Annotated in this window: 17 protein-coding genes; 6 read left to right on the top strand and 11 right to left on the bottom strand. The window is 36.1% G+C overall.

Annotated features, from left to right (window positions below):
* Together P2086_RS04690 and P2086_RS04685 are read right to left on the bottom strand one after the other, a co-directional pair.
* Complete coding sequence (locus tag P2086_RS04690; RefSeq protein ID WP_317899278.1) at nt 1–1,284, bottom strand: DUF2851 family protein; 1,284 nt, start codon at nt 1,282–1,284, stop codon at nt 1–3.
* The gene (locus tag P2086_RS04685; protein WP_317899277.1) at nt 1,277–1,999 is read right to left on the bottom strand and encodes a YdcF family protein; all 723 of its coding nucleotides are present in this window, start codon (nt 1,997–1,999) and stop codon (nt 1,277–1,279) included. Before P2086_RS04685 ends, P2086_RS04690 begins: the two co-directional genes overlap by 8 nt.
* Before the next feature lie 156 nt (nt 2,000–2,155).
* On the opposite strand from P2086_RS04685, the gene accC reads away from it, so the two are divergent.
* From accC to P2086_RS04660, 5 genes are all read left to right on the top strand, one after another.
* Nucleotides 2,156–3,640, top strand: a complete 1,485-nt coding sequence (accC, locus tag P2086_RS04680; RefSeq protein WP_317899276.1) for an acetyl-CoA carboxylase biotin carboxylase subunit — start codon at nt 2,156–2,158, stop codon at nt 3,638–3,640.
* Nucleotides 3,641–3,689: 49 nt separating this feature from the next.
* The gene (locus P2086_RS04675; protein WP_317899275.1) at nt 3,690–4,334 is read left to right on the top strand and encodes a DUF4294 domain-containing protein; all 645 of its coding nucleotides are present in this window, start codon (nt 3,690–3,692) and stop codon (nt 4,332–4,334) included.
* 28 nt (nt 4,335–4,362) lie between these two features.
* A complete protein-coding gene (locus tag P2086_RS04670) occupies nt 4,363–5,013 on the top strand; it encodes a hypothetical protein (RefSeq protein ID WP_317899274.1) in 651 nt (216 codons plus the stop codon).
* A gap of 87 nt (nt 5,014–5,100) precedes the next feature.
* Entirely contained in the window at nt 5,101–6,162 is a 1,062-nt protein-coding gene (gene lpxK / locus P2086_RS04665) for a tetraacyldisaccharide 4'-kinase (RefSeq protein ID WP_317899273.1), read from the top strand.
* A complete protein-coding gene (locus tag P2086_RS04660; protein ID WP_317899272.1) occupies nt 6,122–6,937 on the top strand; it encodes a purine-nucleoside phosphorylase in 816 nt (271 codons plus the stop codon). The genes lpxK and P2086_RS04660 overlap by 41 nt, the downstream gene beginning before the upstream one ends.
* On the opposite strand, the gene P2086_RS04655 is transcribed toward P2086_RS04660, so the two are convergent.
* The 9 genes from P2086_RS04655 to P2086_RS04615 all read right to left on the bottom strand — a co-directional run bounded on the left by P2086_RS04655 (nt 6,934) and on the right by P2086_RS04615 (nt 13,713).
* Nucleotides 6,934–7,407, bottom strand: a complete 474-nt coding sequence (locus P2086_RS04655; RefSeq protein WP_317899271.1) for a hypothetical protein — start codon at nt 7,405–7,407, stop codon at nt 6,934–6,936. The genes P2086_RS04660 and P2086_RS04655 overlap by 4 nt on opposite strands.
* A gap of 80 nt (nt 7,408–7,487) precedes the next feature.
* Nucleotides 7,488–7,739 carry a Sec-independent protein translocase subunit TatA/TatB gene (locus tag P2086_RS04650; RefSeq protein WP_317899270.1) on the bottom strand — a complete coding sequence of 84 codons (252 nt, stop codon included), beginning with the start codon at nt 7,737–7,739 and terminating at the stop codon, nt 7,488–7,490.
* Between the two features lie 131 nt (nt 7,740–7,870).
* Nucleotides 7,871–8,824 (bottom strand): succinylglutamate desuccinylase/aspartoacylase family protein, encoded by a 954-nt coding sequence (locus P2086_RS04645; RefSeq protein WP_317899269.1) that lies wholly within the window; start codon nt 8,822–8,824, stop codon nt 7,871–7,873.
* 20 nt (nt 8,825–8,844) lie between these two features.
* Nucleotides 8,845–9,741 (bottom strand): 30S ribosomal protein S6--L-glutamate ligase, encoded by an 897-nt coding sequence (gene rimK, locus P2086_RS04640; RefSeq protein WP_317899268.1) that lies wholly within the window; start codon nt 9,739–9,741, stop codon nt 8,845–8,847.
* 24 nt (nt 9,742–9,765) lie between these two features.
* Nucleotides 9,766–10,209 carry an ATP-dependent zinc protease family protein gene (locus P2086_RS04635; protein WP_317899267.1) on the bottom strand — a complete coding sequence of 148 codons (444 nt, stop codon included), beginning with the start codon at nt 10,207–10,209 and terminating at the stop codon, nt 9,766–9,768.
* Nucleotides 10,193–11,257 carry an NAD(P)/FAD-dependent oxidoreductase gene (locus P2086_RS04630; protein ID WP_317899266.1) on the bottom strand — a complete coding sequence of 355 codons (1,065 nt, stop codon included), beginning with the start codon at nt 11,255–11,257 and terminating at the stop codon, nt 10,193–10,195. The genes P2086_RS04635 and P2086_RS04630 overlap by 17 nt, the downstream gene beginning before the upstream one ends.
* On the bottom strand, nt 11,254–11,889 hold the full coding sequence (locus P2086_RS04625) for a hypothetical protein (RefSeq protein ID WP_317899265.1): 636 nt from the start codon (nt 11,887–11,889) through the stop codon (nt 11,254–11,256). The genes P2086_RS04630 and P2086_RS04625 overlap by 4 nt, the downstream gene beginning before the upstream one ends.
* A 27-nt stretch (nt 11,890–11,916) precedes the next feature.
* The gene (locus P2086_RS04620) at nt 11,917–12,555 is read right to left on the bottom strand and encodes an MBL fold metallo-hydrolase (protein ID WP_317899264.1); all 639 of its coding nucleotides are present in this window, start codon (nt 12,553–12,555) and stop codon (nt 11,917–11,919) included.
* Nucleotides 12,556–12,558: 3 nt separating this feature from the next.
* A complete protein-coding gene (locus P2086_RS04615; RefSeq protein ID WP_317899263.1) occupies nt 12,559–13,713 on the bottom strand; it encodes an amidohydrolase family protein in 1,155 nt (384 codons plus the stop codon).
* 184 nt (nt 13,714–13,897) lie between these two features.
* Here P2086_RS04615 and rlmN point away from each other — a divergent pair, with 184 nt between their 5' ends.
* Nucleotides 13,898–14,956, top strand: coding sequence for a dual-specificity RNA methyltransferase RlmN (gene rlmN / locus P2086_RS04610; protein ID WP_317899262.1), 1,059 nt, complete (start codon nt 13,898–13,900; stop codon nt 14,954–14,956).
* Nucleotides 14,957–15,009 lie beyond the last annotated feature (53 nt).

The raw sequence follows: 15,009 nt of genomic DNA, 5'->3' as shown, positions 1-15,009 counted from the left end.
TCATTCCGGCCTTAAAATAGCCGCTGCAATTCCACACTTCAAACATTTCCTCGAAACACAATAATTATCGTAGAGATTAATAATGCCCTGGCTTGCAGCCGAGTTTGTTAAACTGCTTTTACGCGAATCGAATAATTTCGTTTTAGCGTTTGATTCCATTTTGCAACGGGTGAGTAATTCGACACTGGCGTCGGTGTATTCTGGTTTGCCTAATTTTTTAGAATAAAAGAAAAAGAAAGGTGCGAAGGTATTAATGATTAAACTCTCTATGGAAGCGATTCCTAAAGAAACTTCTTTGCTTGTTTCTGCACCTCCAAGTTTATAGTGATTCTTTAAATAACCTTCTGATTTTATTTGAAGGACTTTCATTAAGTCCTTATAACTAGTTTTGTTTTGTGGTGCTAGAAAAATTTCTTTGTTTGAATAAATAAGTTGCGCCAATTGCAGTAACCTTACATTGGGAAAATTTGCGGGACGTAGTTTCGAATATTTGAAAATTTCTTTTTCTAATGGAATTAAATTATACTTATTCTTTAAATGTTCAAATTCGTTTTGCAAGCCTTGAACGTATTTATCTTCGAACTGATTTTCAAGAAGTCCAGAAACGCCTAGCATCAAAGCTTCCAGCTGAAGTAAATTGTCTGCGTGTTTTAATAGTATCTGAACCGGGAGCTGTTTGGCAAGCAATTCAAAAGGAACCGCATTCACTTTAAATCCAAAACTTCTTAATAAACAAGTGTAAAATGTTTGCGTGTAATCACCCCCATAAAATTGAAAAATGCTTTCAATCCGCTTTACTTTTTCTTCCAAACGTTCTATAGTCATGCGTTCCATCCAACTCGTAAACTTGAGCTCGTTCACGTCCTTTAATTGACCGGCACAAGGTAACTTGGTTTTAGCAGAAGATAAATGTTCGTAGGCGAGAAGTGTTTTTTCGTCAATCAAATCCTTAAGCTCTAAAACCTCCACATTATTATTCGTGTTTTGAAGCAAATCAACATCATGCTCATAAACGGCGTGAAGAATAATGGTATCGTAACTTTTATCGTTTTGATGCTTGTGCTTTAACCAATCGCTTGTTTTTATATGGATTTCGACATTACCTACCAGAACAATATTATCTATTTTGATTTGCGCGTTAAAAAAATCCGGACCAGCATCCAGATTTAATTCCCCTTGTTTCAAAATGATGACTTCGTTTCCTGACCTGCTAATAAGAGGCTTAGGCTTCAACAATTTATTTCGCCAAATAAATTGAAGCAATTCTTCATTAAAATTAAGCATAGCCCTTTAGTTTATAAACAGCATAACCCACCCATTCGTGAATTAAATGTTCAAGTGCAAAGAGCGACCCAGGATTAGGTATAAATAAATGATCAAAAGTAAACCGACGCAGTCCACTTGAACGGTTCGTTAAGTAGGGTGTGATATTTTTATATCCCGCCTTTTTAAAAATAGCCATCGCTCGCGGCATGTGGTAGGCAGAAGTTACCAATAAAAAACTTCCATCAATACGCAAACTGTCTAAAAGTTGTTTAGTGAAAACGGCATTTTCGTGTGTGTTCTTACTTCTTGCTTCTACAATTAAACCACTGTCTGGAAATTGGATGCTTTGTAAATATTTCTTTACATATAACCCTTCGAGTTTTTCAGGAAATTCAATACTTCCAGAGCCTCCTGTAAAAATTATTTTCTTAATGCGGCCTTTATAATACAAGGGCAAGGTTTGAAACAAACGATCGCCACTATGCCCGAAATTTATTTTTTTTAATCTTAAGTCTATGTCACCAATACCTCCTAATACAATTGCACCTTCATATTTAGTGTTCATAAGATCAAGATCAGGCGTCACCGGTTCCCAAGCTCTAAAGCATTCATCAATAATAAAAGCGTTACTACAAACATATAAAACAACAACTGCAATAATTCTCAATTTTTTTGCTCGTCCTTCTTTTTTTGTTTTAAAAGAGTACGCTAATAAAATAAATACCCAAATCATGGGCGAAAATAAAAAAGCGACTATTTTTGAAACATAGAAGAACATTGAGTAGACGAAAATACTGATTTTAACCGATCAACATTAGCATTTTGACTTTTTAAATCCACATTTTAGAAAGAATTAATTAGTTATCTTTAAACTGTATTAAAACTATTTATGCAAAAGATTCTTATAGCCAACCGTGGTGAAATTGCCTTACGTGTTATGCGTAGTGCGCGTGAAATGGGTATTAAAACAGTAGCCATTTATTCTGAAGCCGATAGAAATGCTTTATTCGTAAGATATGCAGATGAGGCGGTGTGTGTAGGTCCGCCACCAAGTGCCCAATCGTATTTACAAGGTGATAAAATAATTGCAATTTGTAAAGAACTAAACGTTGATGGTATCCATCCTGGTTATGGGTTTTTAAGTGAAAATGCAGATTTCGCAAGAAAAGTGCGCGATGCCGGTATTACCTTTATAGGGCCAAGTCCTGAAAGCATGGACTTAATGGGCGACAAACTCAGTGCAAAAGCCACTGCAAAAAAATACAAAGTTCCAATGATTCCTGGTTCCGATGGAGCCATAAGCGATATAAAAGAAGCTATTAAGGTTGCCAAAGAAGTCGGTTTTCCTTTATTAATTAAAGCCAGTGCCGGTGGTGGTGGAAAAGGAATGCGTCTTGTAGAACGTGAAGAAGATATCGAACAACAAATGAATATGGCCGTAAGTGAAGCTATATCAGCCTTTGGAAATGGTGCCGTTTTTATTGAGCGTTATGCGACAAGTCCGCGTCACATCGAAATTCAATTACTCGCCGATAACCACGGAAACTGTGTTTACCTTTTTGAACGCGAGTGTAGCATACAACGACGTCATCAAAAATTAATCGAAGAGGCGCCAAGTAGTGTTTTAAGTCCTGAATTACGAGAAAAAATGGGCAAGTGTGCTGTAGATGTTGCGAAAGCTTGTAATTACAGCGGCGCTGGAACAGTAGAGTTTTTGCTAGATGCTGAATTGAATTTCTACTTTCTGGAAATGAATACGCGTTTACAAGTAGAGCACACGGTTTCAGAAATGATTACCGGCTTGGATTTAGTAAAAGAACAAATTAAAGTAGCGCGGAATGAAAAGCTAACCATGACTCAAGCGGATCTCAAAATAAACGGACACGCAATAGAAGTTCGTGTATGTGCCGAAGATCCTATGAATAATTTTTTACCAGACATTGGCAGGTTATTGGTTTATAAAACGCCATCCGGTCCTGGAGTGCGTGTAGATGATAGTTTTGAAGAGGGTATGGATATTCCTATTTATTATGATCCAATGATTTCTAAACTCATTGTTCATGGAAAAGACCGCACCGAAGCTATTGAAAAAATGATTCGGGCAATTGACGACTACAAAATTGTTGGCGTGGAAACAACACTTGATTTTTGTAAATTCGTTTTAAGACATAAAGCTTTTGTGAGCGGAAAATTTGATACCGGTTTTATCGTTAACCACTTTAAACCTGAAATGTTAAACGTAGAAAATGACGAATATGCTGAAATAGCGGCTATTGCTTCATCAGCCATTTTTTCAGCCAGTTCTCAAAAACAAATTTTAACAGAGAATGGGCCTGTTAAAAAAAGCAAATGGAAGACAAATCGTTTAAATTAGCACGCAACTTGCAGGTTACTTTACGCGTTAACGTATATGAATGATTATAATGGATCGTTTTAAACCATATTCTAAAGTACACCTTGCATTGTTTTATGCCTCCTCGTTTGTTTTTGGTTCATTTTCACTTTTTTCGCAATCAACGGCACTTGCAAACGATATATTAACCCCACTCGAAACTGGTTTTCGCTGTCGTACAGAAATAGTGGGGCTGGATACTTTTCCGCTTATTGTGTGTGACGAAGTAGAAATTATAACCAATTTTATTTTCACTAATAACCGTCAGAAGGAACAATGGACTAAAATTAAGTTTAATGTTAAAAAGGTATATCCTTATGCCATTCTAGCAGCCGCAAAACTTAAAGAATACGACAGGGCCCTTGAAAAAATTAAAGATGAAAAGCTAAAAAAGACCTTTTTAAAAGTGTGTGAAAAAGACCTTCGTTCTGAATTTGAAGATGAACTTTCGAATCTGAGTGTATCGCAGGGGAAAATCTTAATGAAACTCATTGACAGAGAAACTGAAAAAACTACCTATGAGATTGTGAAGCAATTAAGGGGGGGCTTTCAGGCAGCCATGTGGCAAACCGTTGCCCGTATTTTCGGCCATAATATGAAAACAAAATACGATGCACGTGTTGAAGATCTTATGGTGGAGCGCGCTGTAAAATTAGTTGAGGCGGGTCAATTTTGATTCTTAATTTTTTTGTTACTTTTAGCCCATGTATAGATTCATCTTTATTGCGCTATTTTTTGCCTCTTTTGCAAGTGCGCAAACTAAAAAACCAGTAACAAAAAGTGGAGTTACAAAAACCAATGCGGTGGCGGCTAAAGACACACTAGCAGTTGATACTGCAGCTATACGCATTGCAGAGGCAGAGGCCATTCCCAAAGAGTTTGCCGTGTATACCAAAAAGCCAAAAAAAGCCACAGATCGAATGAAGCTGTGTGTAAACCTTGTCAGCCCCGAAAATACTTTTAATTACTGCCATACGGATTCCATCTGCCGTGATCCAGAAAAATTTAAACTTTTATTTCAGAAAAAAAATGCCGATACCACCTTCGCATTGGTATATGTTCAAGCCTTTAGTAAACCTGCTGACAGGCCATCTTGTGATGCTGGAAAAGAAGTTAAATTATTTTTCATGCGATGGAATACTACAACTAATAAAGCACTTGTGAAAATAAGAACTGTTGAGTCTTGTATGAAAAATATTGTCAATATGACTAAGGAGTCTATTGATGCATGGGATCAAACATCTCCTCTGGTTTTTAAATATTATCGCGGCACAGATAAGTTTCTTGAATTAACATTTGATCCTAACAACTATCTTTTAGGGCTTCAAACTGCGAATGATCTTAACTCAGATTAAACGCTTACTAAATTTCTTGAAATTTTAATCTTTCGAAAAAAATAGGCATATTTAACCTGTTTGAACGACGGATTAAAAATACTCTTAATGCCTATTGCATTCCTTTACGGCATCATCACCTTTATTAGGAACAGTTTGTACGACTGGCGGATTTTAAAAGAAAAAAAATTCGATGTGCATACCATTGGAGTTGGAAACCTCGCTGTGGGAGGTGCGGGGAAAACGCCCTTAGTTGAATACCTCATCCGATTATTAAAAAAAGAAGATCCAAACATTGCTACACTAAGTCGAGGTTACAAACGAAAAAGTATTGGTTTTGTGCTTGCAGATGAAAATAGTACAGCTGAAGATATCGGCGACGAACCTCTTATTTACAAACTAAAATACAAAGTACAAGTAGCCGTTGATGTTAGACGCGTAAGCGGAATAAAAAAATTAATTGCCTTAAAACAAACAGCTCCAAAAATAATTCTGCTTGACGATGTCTTTCAACACCGCTCTATCCGATGCGGTTTAAACGTTGTAGTCAGTGACTACCACAATCTGTATTATAACGATTTTATGCTACCCGCTGGAACCTTGAGGGAGTTTAAAAGAGGCATCAATCGTGCTGATATTATTATTATTACTAAAACCCCTGAAAATACTAGCCCAATCGATATACGAAATATTATTAAAGATGTAAATCCAAAGGCTCACCAACAAGTGTTTTTTAGTTATCTAAAATACGGCGAACTGTATATGCCAGATAATCAAAACACTAAATTAGATACTTTGAATGAATTGTTTCGTTTTCGCGTTATCTCATTTGCAGGTATTGCAAACGCACAACCAATGGTTAATTATTTAAAAGAATATGCCGCAGAAGTACGTCACTTGCCATTTCCCGACCATCATGAATACACACTAAAAGACTTGCACGATATTGAACGCTATTACAATAGTTTTGAAGGCGGAAATAAAATATTAGTCACCACCGAAAAAGATTTAATGCGTTTAAAAAATCCTTTGGTATGGGAAATTGCCAAAACAATGAATATTTACATACTCCCTGTGGAAGTAACTTTCAAAGACAAGGAAGAGGAATTGAATGAGATTATTTTAAAATATGTTAGAACAAATAGAATTCACCACAAAAAATATACTTAGCAAAACCAATAATTTTTCGCCTATTGTCGGAATCATTCTCGGTACAGGACTTGGAGGCTTGGTAAAAGAAATCACTGTAGAGTATACCCTTCCCTACGAAGACATTCCAAATTTCCCAATTAGCACAGTTGAAGGTCATAAAGGAAAATTAATTTTTGGAGAATTGGGTGGTAAAAAAGTAATGGCTATGCAAGGCCGTTTTCATTTTTACGAGGGATATACCATGCAAGAAATAAGTTTTCCGGTTAGGGTTATGAAAGCCTTAGGCGTAAAAACGCTTTGCGTTAGTAATGCTTGCGGTGGAATGAATCCAAATTTTGAAGTAGGTGAATTGATGATTATTAACGATCACATTAATTTGTTTCTGAGTAATCCACTCATTGGAAAAAATGAACCATCTCTTGGACCTCGTTTTCCCGACATGGGTGAAACGTATAAAAAAACTTACGTAAATCTTGCCAAAGAAATTGCCAAAGAAAATAATATTAAAGTAAGCGAAGGGGTTTACGCAGGCTTAACTGGCCCTTGTTTTGAAACTCCAGCTGAATACCGTTGGTTATGGCGCATAGGTGCTGATGTTGTTGGAATGAGTACTGTACCCGAAGTAATAGTTGCTAAACATTCTGGTATAGATGTTTTTGGGATTAGTATTGTCACAGATTTAGGAGTAGAAGGAAGTGTTCAAACCGTAACGCATGAAGAAGTCATGCATATAGCCAATTTGCAGGAACCTAAGATGACTTTAATTATGAAGGAATTGGTAAAACGAATCTAATCGTTTCCATATAAAAAAACGTTTTCTAAGATTAATCCGCCTGTACTTTTATTAATAATACTTATTGAGATTTTAGGCGCCTTTATGATTGAGGTTCCATTCACCAGTGTTGTAAAATTGTATTGCACCTTTTTTTGTTTTTTTTCTCCCTTTATTTCTTTGCTTTCATAAAATGATTCGTATTGAAAACCTGGAAGATAAATTAAACTCACAATACTGTCGTTGCCACTAGTCATCAATTGTCCATTCTCAACTTGAATTGAAAGATCTCTTTTCAAATTCTCAGGAACGACCAAGTAAAATAGATTTTCGTTTCCTCTGTAAAGCGTATCACTTTTTGCTCCTTTCTGAAAAAAATAGATAAGAGAACGGTCTTTTTTGAATTTTATTTTTTCTACCGTTTGTGAAAGTCCAAGAAAACTAATACTTAAAAATAGAATGGAGAAAATCTGCTTGAATTTACTTTTCACTGTTACGACTAATAGTTTTTGATTTATAGATTCAAGTGCAGTATCTTTAGCAAGCTCAGTCAGCTAGAGTTAAACAGGCTCTAATCCTTTTCGACTTCTTTTTTTACTTCTTGAATGTGCTCGGTAATTTGGTCCGTTATACCACTTGTACTATCGCGAATGTCTTTTTTTATACCGTCTGTAGCATCTTTAAATTCACGTATACCTTTTCCCAATGTTTTAGCAATTGTTGGTATTCCTTTTCCTCCAAATAAAAGTAAGATTACCAGAACGATCATGACTACTTCGCCACCGCCTAGATTTAAAAATAAAATAAATTGATTTGTTATCATGTTACCTCTTTCCTCCTCTCATAAATTTGAAAACAACCACGCAACCTGTAATAAATACCATGGCAACAAATACTATGATAAAAAAGTCACTTAAGTCTACTTTATTGTGCATGCGCAAAGTTACAAAAAAATTACGCTTCTTCCATGCCTATATGAATCAAGGCGTCCCCTTGGTTTACAACGGGTTGATTGTTGATGCCCACTATATATCCCGTTACGGGGCTAAGTATTTTTTTCTCAATTTCTCCAAAGGGATTAAAAATTATTCCTAATAAATCTCCTTCAGCAACCCGGGCGCCATTGTTCACACTCATATGAAAAAGGCCGCTGCTATTCGCCCGTACCCAAGTGTCTTTTTTAATTTTTACAGAAGGATTTTCTCCAGGCGCTTCCGTACTTATCATTTTATACGCCTTCATCAGCCTCATGCATCCTGTAACGCCTTCATTAATTGCCCTATAATCAAAGCGCATACTTTCGCCACCTTCATATACTAATATAGGTTTGCCTTTCTTTGCGGCTTCTTTCCTAAAAGTACCTTCGCGGTATGTACTGTCAATAATTAGTGGTGCTGAAAATTTTTCTGCCAAAGCAATGTTCTCAGGAAAACTAAAAACACAACGGATCTGAGGAAAATTGTTAATCTTAGCTCCACCTGTATGAAAATCGATACCAAAATCAATCACTGGCAAAATATGTTTCATTAAATCGTACGCAATTCTACTTCCAAAAGAACCCTTTTTGTTTCCTGGAAAACATCGGTTAAGGTCACGGCCATCCGGTAAATCACGACTACCAAACAAAAAAGAAATAACGTTGATTACAGGTATTGCAATAAGAGTGCCGCATTGTAAATTACGCACATCTTTTCGCGTAATTACTTTACGAATAATTTCAATGCCATTTGTTTCTTCTCCATGCATTCCAGCACTTAACAATAACGTTGGACCTTTCTTTTTTGAACGAATAACTATTACAGGGATTTCTAATTTTGTCTTCGTATGAAGTTCGTAAGAATTCAGGATCACCGTTTTAGTTTGTCCTGGTTCTATTGTTTGTCCGTTGATTGTTATTGTTTCTTGCACTTCAATAAATTAGTTAATAATTATTCCCCCGGTTTTGTGAACTCATTCCGTTCTACGTATTCAATAATTTTTCCGGCGATATCGACTTTTGTCGCGCCTTCAATACCTTCAAGCCCTGGTGACGAATTTACTTCCATTACCAAAGGACCTCTGCTTGATTGCAAAAGATCGACACCGGCAATTCCTAAACCTAATTTTTTCGCAGCTTTTATGGCCGTTGAGCGTTCTTCAGCAGTTAAATTAATTAGAGATGCTGAACCTCCACGGTGCAAATTACTGCGAAATTCGCCTTCTTTTGCTTGACGTTTCATAGCCCCAACAATTTGTCCGTCTACAATAAATACGCGCAAATCTGCTCCACCCGCTTCTTTTATAAACTCTTGAACAAGCATGTTTGCTTCTAACTTTAAAAATGCTTCGATTACACTTTTAGCCGCTTTCTGATTTTCTGCCAAAATAACTCCAATACCTTGTGTGCCCTCTAAGAGCTTAATTACACAGGGTGCGCCACCGATGTTTTCAATTACACTATCAATATCTTTATCTTTTGGTGAAGAAGCGAAGGCGGTTTTCGGAATTCCTATTCCTGCACGGGCTAAAATTTGAAGGCTCCTTAGTTTGTCACGTGAACGCACCAATGCTTGAGATTCAATAGCGCTAAAAATATGCATCATTTCAAATTGTCTTACCACAGCCGAACCGTAAAAGGTAGCGGAAGCTCCAATTCTGGGAATGATGGCATTTACATCCAAAACTTCTTTTCCATTAAAATAAATGTGCGGTCGGCCTTTCTCAATAACCAATACGCATTTCATGTGATCGAGTAACACCATTTCGTGCCCTCTTTGTTCACCAGCTTCCAACAAACGCTGTGTTGAATACAGATTCTTATTGCGAGACAATACCGCGATTTTCATTGATTTAGTTTTAAGTGTAAAATTTTAGATTGGAAATCCGTTAAGGCTTATACCGTTAGTATGAATTTTATTTACGTCTATTAAAAATTTTCCTTTTAGAAGTCTTCTTCCGATGAGCATTGGGTAACGCATGTTATCACGATTACTTAACGAGATAGTGGAATAAATTTTTTTCTTTCCAATAACCAGTAATGTTTTTATCACATAACGTTCTTCCATTTCACCAAATGAATTTTTTATTTTTTTTAATCTGAACTCTTCAAAGCGAAACTTTTTAGACTGTCCCAGATCGATAGTAAAATAAAGGATTGGTTTTGAATTTTCATAATTTAAAGAGATGTTTTCGCAATGCAAAGAAGAAGTATAAGCACCGGTATCAATTTTTGCTTCAATACCAAAAATACCTAATAAAGGAAGATCGACGAATTCGCGACGACCAATTAACTTTACTTTACCCTTTATTGTCATAGTCTGTATAAAACCTTTTAACATCCACTTCCTTATGCAGTGGCTCTTTATTAAGGAAGGAATTTACGAAATTTTTTGCGAAATATGGCGCCAGCATAACACCCTTAGTTCCCAAACCATTAAATACATACGCATTTTTAAGTTTTGGATGCGCTCCAATTATAGGACGACGATCTTTTGAAGAGGGACGTATACCAGCCTCATGCTTTAAAAGTGTGTAATCGCAGTCAAGCATGCTTTTTATTTTTTCTTGCAATTCCTGAAAGCCTTTTTCTGTAGGTGTTTCTGTTAAATCATCCCACTCATACGTAGCGCCTACCCTATAAAGCCCCTCTTCAACATCCATAATAAAACCGTTTCGGTTAAATATTGAATTTTTAGATTTTAGTTTTGGAACTTTAATCGTTAAAATTTCTCCCTTAGCTGGTTTTAATGGAATCCAATTAAACAAAGGATTTTCTTTTACCATGTACCCTTCACAAAAAATAATATTCTTGGCCACTGCTTCTTTGTAAGTGAGCTTCTCACTTGTTAATTGTAGTTCACTGTGGTCAAACTTTTCGTTTATGATGAGTTCCTTAAAATACTCGCAGGTAGCATCTATAAAATCGGCCACATTCAAATTACCACATTTATTTACAATGCCATATCCATTTACAATTTTGTAGCTTTCTAATTCTTCAGTGGCTTCTAACTTAATATGCTCATCTAAAAAACTTTCGAGTTCCCCTTTTGCCCTTTTTTTCCAAAGTGTTTTTTCTTGATCTTCTGTAAACGGTTTAATAATTGATCGTTGGGTAATGATTTTTTTTCGAAGAAGAAATTCGCATTCTGAATAAAATGTATTTAGTTCTTGAATTAAATCATCGGCAAGCCAACTTTTAGTGAGGCGTTTAAAAACTACGGGATTCCAAATGCCTGCCGCGACACGAGAACAGGAACTCATGGTATCAGAGCCAACAATCTTAAAAGAAATACTGTGCTTATGAAAAGTATGTGCCAGCGTTGCTGCTGCCAGTCCTCTTCCCACAATAATAAAATCGATCATAACGGATTTTCTGCTCTAACATTCGGGTTGTAATTTCGTTTCGGCCCACGATATGACCCAGAAAAAAACGCAATAAGTTTTAAACCAATAATGTTTTGCTTTTTTCCCAACTCGCTAAACAGCTCTGCACCAAATCCAATGTCGTATGTAAATTTCATAACAGCTTGTATACTTATATAAGCACCAAAGGCATCATAAAATTTAGGGTTTCCGCTGTTCACATTCCCTTCTACACCTGTTGCATAACTTGGACCAACGTATGCCGCGAAATTGCTTTTGTTTTTTTCTCTTCTTATGCCGTAGCAAATATGCCCCTGAATATTATTATTGGATGCGAATTCCTCACCGCTCATAAAAACACCCACCTGAAAATGATGGTTCCTAATTGGAAAGTGAAAATCAAGTCCTAAATTCTTTTGCAGTTTTGAGCGAATAGTAGATTGTAAAAACCCACCTCCTACAGTAAGGTATGTATTATGGATTCTATAACGTTTACCATCGTAAATTATCTCCTCTTTGCGGTCAAATGGTGGGCGTTCCCTTTTTTTAAAGGGAAGTTCCTGAAGAGTGTCCTGAGCATTTAGACCAAAAAAATAAACGCAAAGAATTACTATTAATTTGTATTTACGCATGTTATTCATAAATGTACTTAATTCCAATTACACTAAAAACGGATTATTTAATCTTTCAAAACCAATAGTTGTTGCCGGACCATGTCCACTGTATACTTTCACATCATCATCAAGCACTAAAAGTTTGTTTTTAATAGATGCAATTAAAGTTTCGTGATCTCCCATGGGTAAATCGCTGCGGCCAATACTTCCATAAAATAAAACATCACCACTGATAAGAAGTTTATTTTCCTTATTGTAAAAAGAAATACTTCCTGGCGAATGCCCCGGTGTAAAAAGACAATCAAACTCATATTTACCCAGCGTAATTTTATCCCCTTCTTTAATGAACGTTTTAGGCATTGGCGCTTGATCTACACTAATTCCATACATAGCGCCACTTTGTGCCATTCTTTCAATAAAAAATATTTCCTTTTCGTGCATTTCAGGCAACAAACCATAAGTGTCTAAAATAAAACGTGCTCCTAAAATATGATCGATGTGAGCGTGTGTTAAAATGAAACGTTTTAAGTTTAACTTTTTATTTTCTATAAACTTTCTTAAGATTTCGTTTTCACTAGCATTCGAGTTTCCCGCGTCGAATAAATAAGCAGTGCCTTCATCATCATAAATCAGATAACTATTTTGTTGAAAAGGATTAAACGTAAATGTTTTTAAGTATAACATGTATTAAGCTATTTTTTTTATGAAATTAATTTTTGAATCTATAAATTCTAATTGATTTAGTCCCGCGTTTTTACCAATAATAAAACGTCCAAATTTATCAGAAATACCCAATGCTTCAGAGCCGTTAAAAGTTAGCGCCTGCAACACATTTTCCAAAGAAAATTCCTTTGAATGTTGTAAAACCAAATTAGCTTCGGCAATAACATCCAGTTGCGTATTACTCGCCAGACTATCGGTGCCAAAACAAATCTTGTTCTTTTGATTCGCAAAAAGTGAAAAATTTGGAAGTTTATTTTCAATGTACATGTTAGCGCCAGGACAAAAACACCAATAAATATTTTTCTTAGTGCTTAATTGTATGTCTTCTGAAGTGCTAAAAGTATTGTGTACTAAAATAGACGGTTTGTTTGATAAGGTTTCAAAATAATGCTTTAAGCCAGAATTTCCGGTCGCTTTGTACCAGGAAAGATCTAATCCTAAAGAGCTAAAGAGTTCTTCAAAAGCACTCGGACTTCCTTCTAAGAATTTTTTCTCTTCCAAACTCTCTTGGTTGTGAATGCTAAAAGACAAACCATTGGTGAAATTAAATTCTGAAATAAGTTGAATTAATTCTTTCGAAGTACTATAAGGTGCGTGCGGCGCAAGGCTTCCTGCTAACTTTTCAGATTTTAACTCCAACAACAAATTCTTGCCTCTTTCAAAAATAGCTGCCGCGTTTATGGGATTTAAACCTAACAATTCTATAAACGTGTGATAATAAATTGAGCTGTTCTGCTTTTCTTCAAAACTATCCGATGCATTGCTAATATCGCCAACAGCAACAATGCCGTTTTCTTGCATTTCAAGATTTGCCTCGTGCATTGCTGAAAAAACTTCCCCTATTGAAAACGAATTCCTTAAAGAAACCACTTGCTTTGCGAACGCTGGTAATCCAGTACTTTGAGGGATTTTATTTTTAAGGTGGCTCAGTTCTAAATGGCAATGAGCATTAACAAAACCAGGACTTATAATGCCCTTTACGTACTCAACCTTATTTATGTCAAGCTCATTCTCGGAAATAATTTCCCTTAAAACGCCTTCTCTATCAACAACCAAAACGGCATCCTGAGAAAGGTAAGTTTTGCCATCAAATAATTTATCTGCCTTTAAAAAACGCACAGGCAAAGTTAATTAAATATAGGTTTAAGCCTAAACCCGATGAGGAAAAACTCAAGTTCAAATTGTAAGTGGTTAGAAGGTTTTTTTAAGTGGTAAAGCCAAAAAATAAGATGGTGGAATGGTGCAAAAAAATCCCATTCCCCATTCAATTGCGGCTAAAAATGGTATCTTTGACCCTCAATTCATGCCAAAGAAAGATATACGCGCTTTATCACTGCCACAATTAACTCAATTGTTTGAGGAAATTAGTGAGCCCGCATTCAGGGCTAAACAAGTGTATGATTGGTTGTGGGCAAAAGGTGTTGTAGAATTCAGTCAGATGTCGAACCTTTCTAAAAAGTTGCGCGATTATCTGGAAGAAAATTTTGCCATTAATGCGGTTCAAATTCACGAACTACAAGTAAGTTCTGATCGCACCATAAAATGTGCCATGCGATTGCATGATAATTATGTGGTAGAAAGTGTTTTAATTCCGCATCAGGAAAGAATGACCGCCTGTATTTCATCACAAGTTGGCTGTAGTTTAACCTGCAAGTTTTGCGCAACAGGAAAACTAAAACGCATGCGTAACCTCAACGCTGATGAAATTTTTGATCAGGTTGTCCTAGTGAAGAATACTGCCAACGACCGTTATGAAGCCCCCTTAACCAACATTGTTTACATGGGAATGGGAGAACCTCTTCTAAATTATGCTGAAGTTTTAAAATCAGTTGAGAAAATTACGAGTCCAACAGGTTTAGGTATGTCACCGAAACGCATTACCGTTTCTACTGCCGGTGTTGCAAAAATGATTATGAAGTTAGGGGACGATAAAGTGAAATTTAATTTGGCATTGTCTTTACACGCTGCTAATGATGAAAAACGTAATAAGCTGATGCCGATTAACGAAACAAATACTCTCGAAAATTTAGCAGAAGCGCTTTTATACTTTACTGAAAAAACCGGATCACGCCCAACTTTTGAATACATTGTTTTTAAAGACTTTAATGATTCTTTACAGGATGCGCAGGAGTTAGTCGACTATTGCAAACGGGTAAAAAGCAAAGTAAATATTATTGAATATAATTCCATCGATGGTGGAGAATTTCAGCAAACAAGTACGAGCCGTTTGTTGGCATTTACAAAACACCTGGATAGTCATGGTATTATTTGTAACGTACGACATAGCCGTGGTAAAGACATTGATGCTGCCTGCGGTCAACTGGCAAATAAAAACAAACTTATTTCCCCTGAATTGAAATAAAAGGTAAATTAGCTATCTGTGTCTAAAACAGTTGATGAAATAAAAAAACCGGT

The sequence above is a fragment of the Aurantibacillus circumpalustris genome (genome assembly GCF_029625215.1).
GTDB classification, from domain to species: domain Bacteria; phylum Bacteroidota; class Bacteroidia; order B-17B0; family Aurantibacillaceae; genus Aurantibacillus; species Aurantibacillus circumpalustris.
This window is presented reverse-complemented; position numbering and strand designations above follow the sequence as displayed.

What these genes read in the sequence shown, in the direction of transcription:
- P2086_RS04690 (WP_317899278.1), bottom strand. Translation starts at nt 1,284, where the DNA reads ATGCTTAATTTTAATGAAGAATTGCTTCAATTTATTTGGCGAAATAAA.
- P2086_RS04685 (WP_317899277.1), bottom strand. Translation starts at nt 1,999, where the DNA reads ATGATTTGGGTATTTATTTTATTAGCGTACTCTTTTAAAACAAAAAAA.
- accC (WP_317899276.1), top strand. Translation starts at nt 2,156, where the DNA reads ATGCAAAAGATTCTTATAGCCAACCGTGGTGAAATTGCCTTACGTGTT.
- P2086_RS04675 (WP_317899275.1), top strand. Translation starts at nt 3,690, where the DNA reads ATGGATCGTTTTAAACCATATTCTAAAGTACACCTTGCATTGTTTTAT.
- P2086_RS04670 (WP_317899274.1), top strand. Translation starts at nt 4,363, where the DNA reads ATGTATAGATTCATCTTTATTGCGCTATTTTTTGCCTCTTTTGCAAGT.
- lpxK (WP_317899273.1), top strand. Translation starts at nt 5,101, where the DNA reads ATGCCTATTGCATTCCTTTACGGCATCATCACCTTTATTAGGAACAGT.
- P2086_RS04660 (WP_317899272.1), top strand. Translation starts at nt 6,122, where the DNA reads ATGTTAGAACAAATAGAATTCACCACAAAAAATATACTTAGCAAAACC.
- P2086_RS04650 (WP_317899270.1), bottom strand. Translation starts at nt 7,739, where the DNA reads ATGATAACAAATCAATTTATTTTATTTTTAAATCTAGGCGGTGGCGAA.
- rimK (WP_317899268.1), bottom strand. Translation starts at nt 9,741, where the DNA reads ATGAAAATCGCGGTATTGTCTCGCAATAAGAATCTGTATTCAACACAG.
- P2086_RS04635 (WP_317899267.1), bottom strand. Translation starts at nt 10,209, where the DNA reads ATGACAATAAAGGGTAAAGTAAAGTTAATTGGTCGTCGCGAATTCGTC.
- P2086_RS04630 (WP_317899266.1), bottom strand. Translation starts at nt 11,257, where the DNA reads ATGATCGATTTTATTATTGTGGGAAGAGGACTGGCAGCAGCAACGCTG.
- P2086_RS04625 (WP_317899265.1), bottom strand. Translation starts at nt 11,889, where the DNA reads ATGCGTAAATACAAATTAATAGTAATTCTTTGCGTTTATTTTTTTGGT.
- P2086_RS04620 (WP_317899264.1), bottom strand. Translation starts at nt 12,555, where the DNA reads ATGTTATACTTAAAAACATTTACGTTTAATCCTTTTCAACAAAATAGT.
- rlmN (WP_317899262.1), top strand. Translation starts at nt 13,898, where the DNA reads ATGCCAAAGAAAGATATACGCGCTTTATCACTGCCACAATTAACTCAA.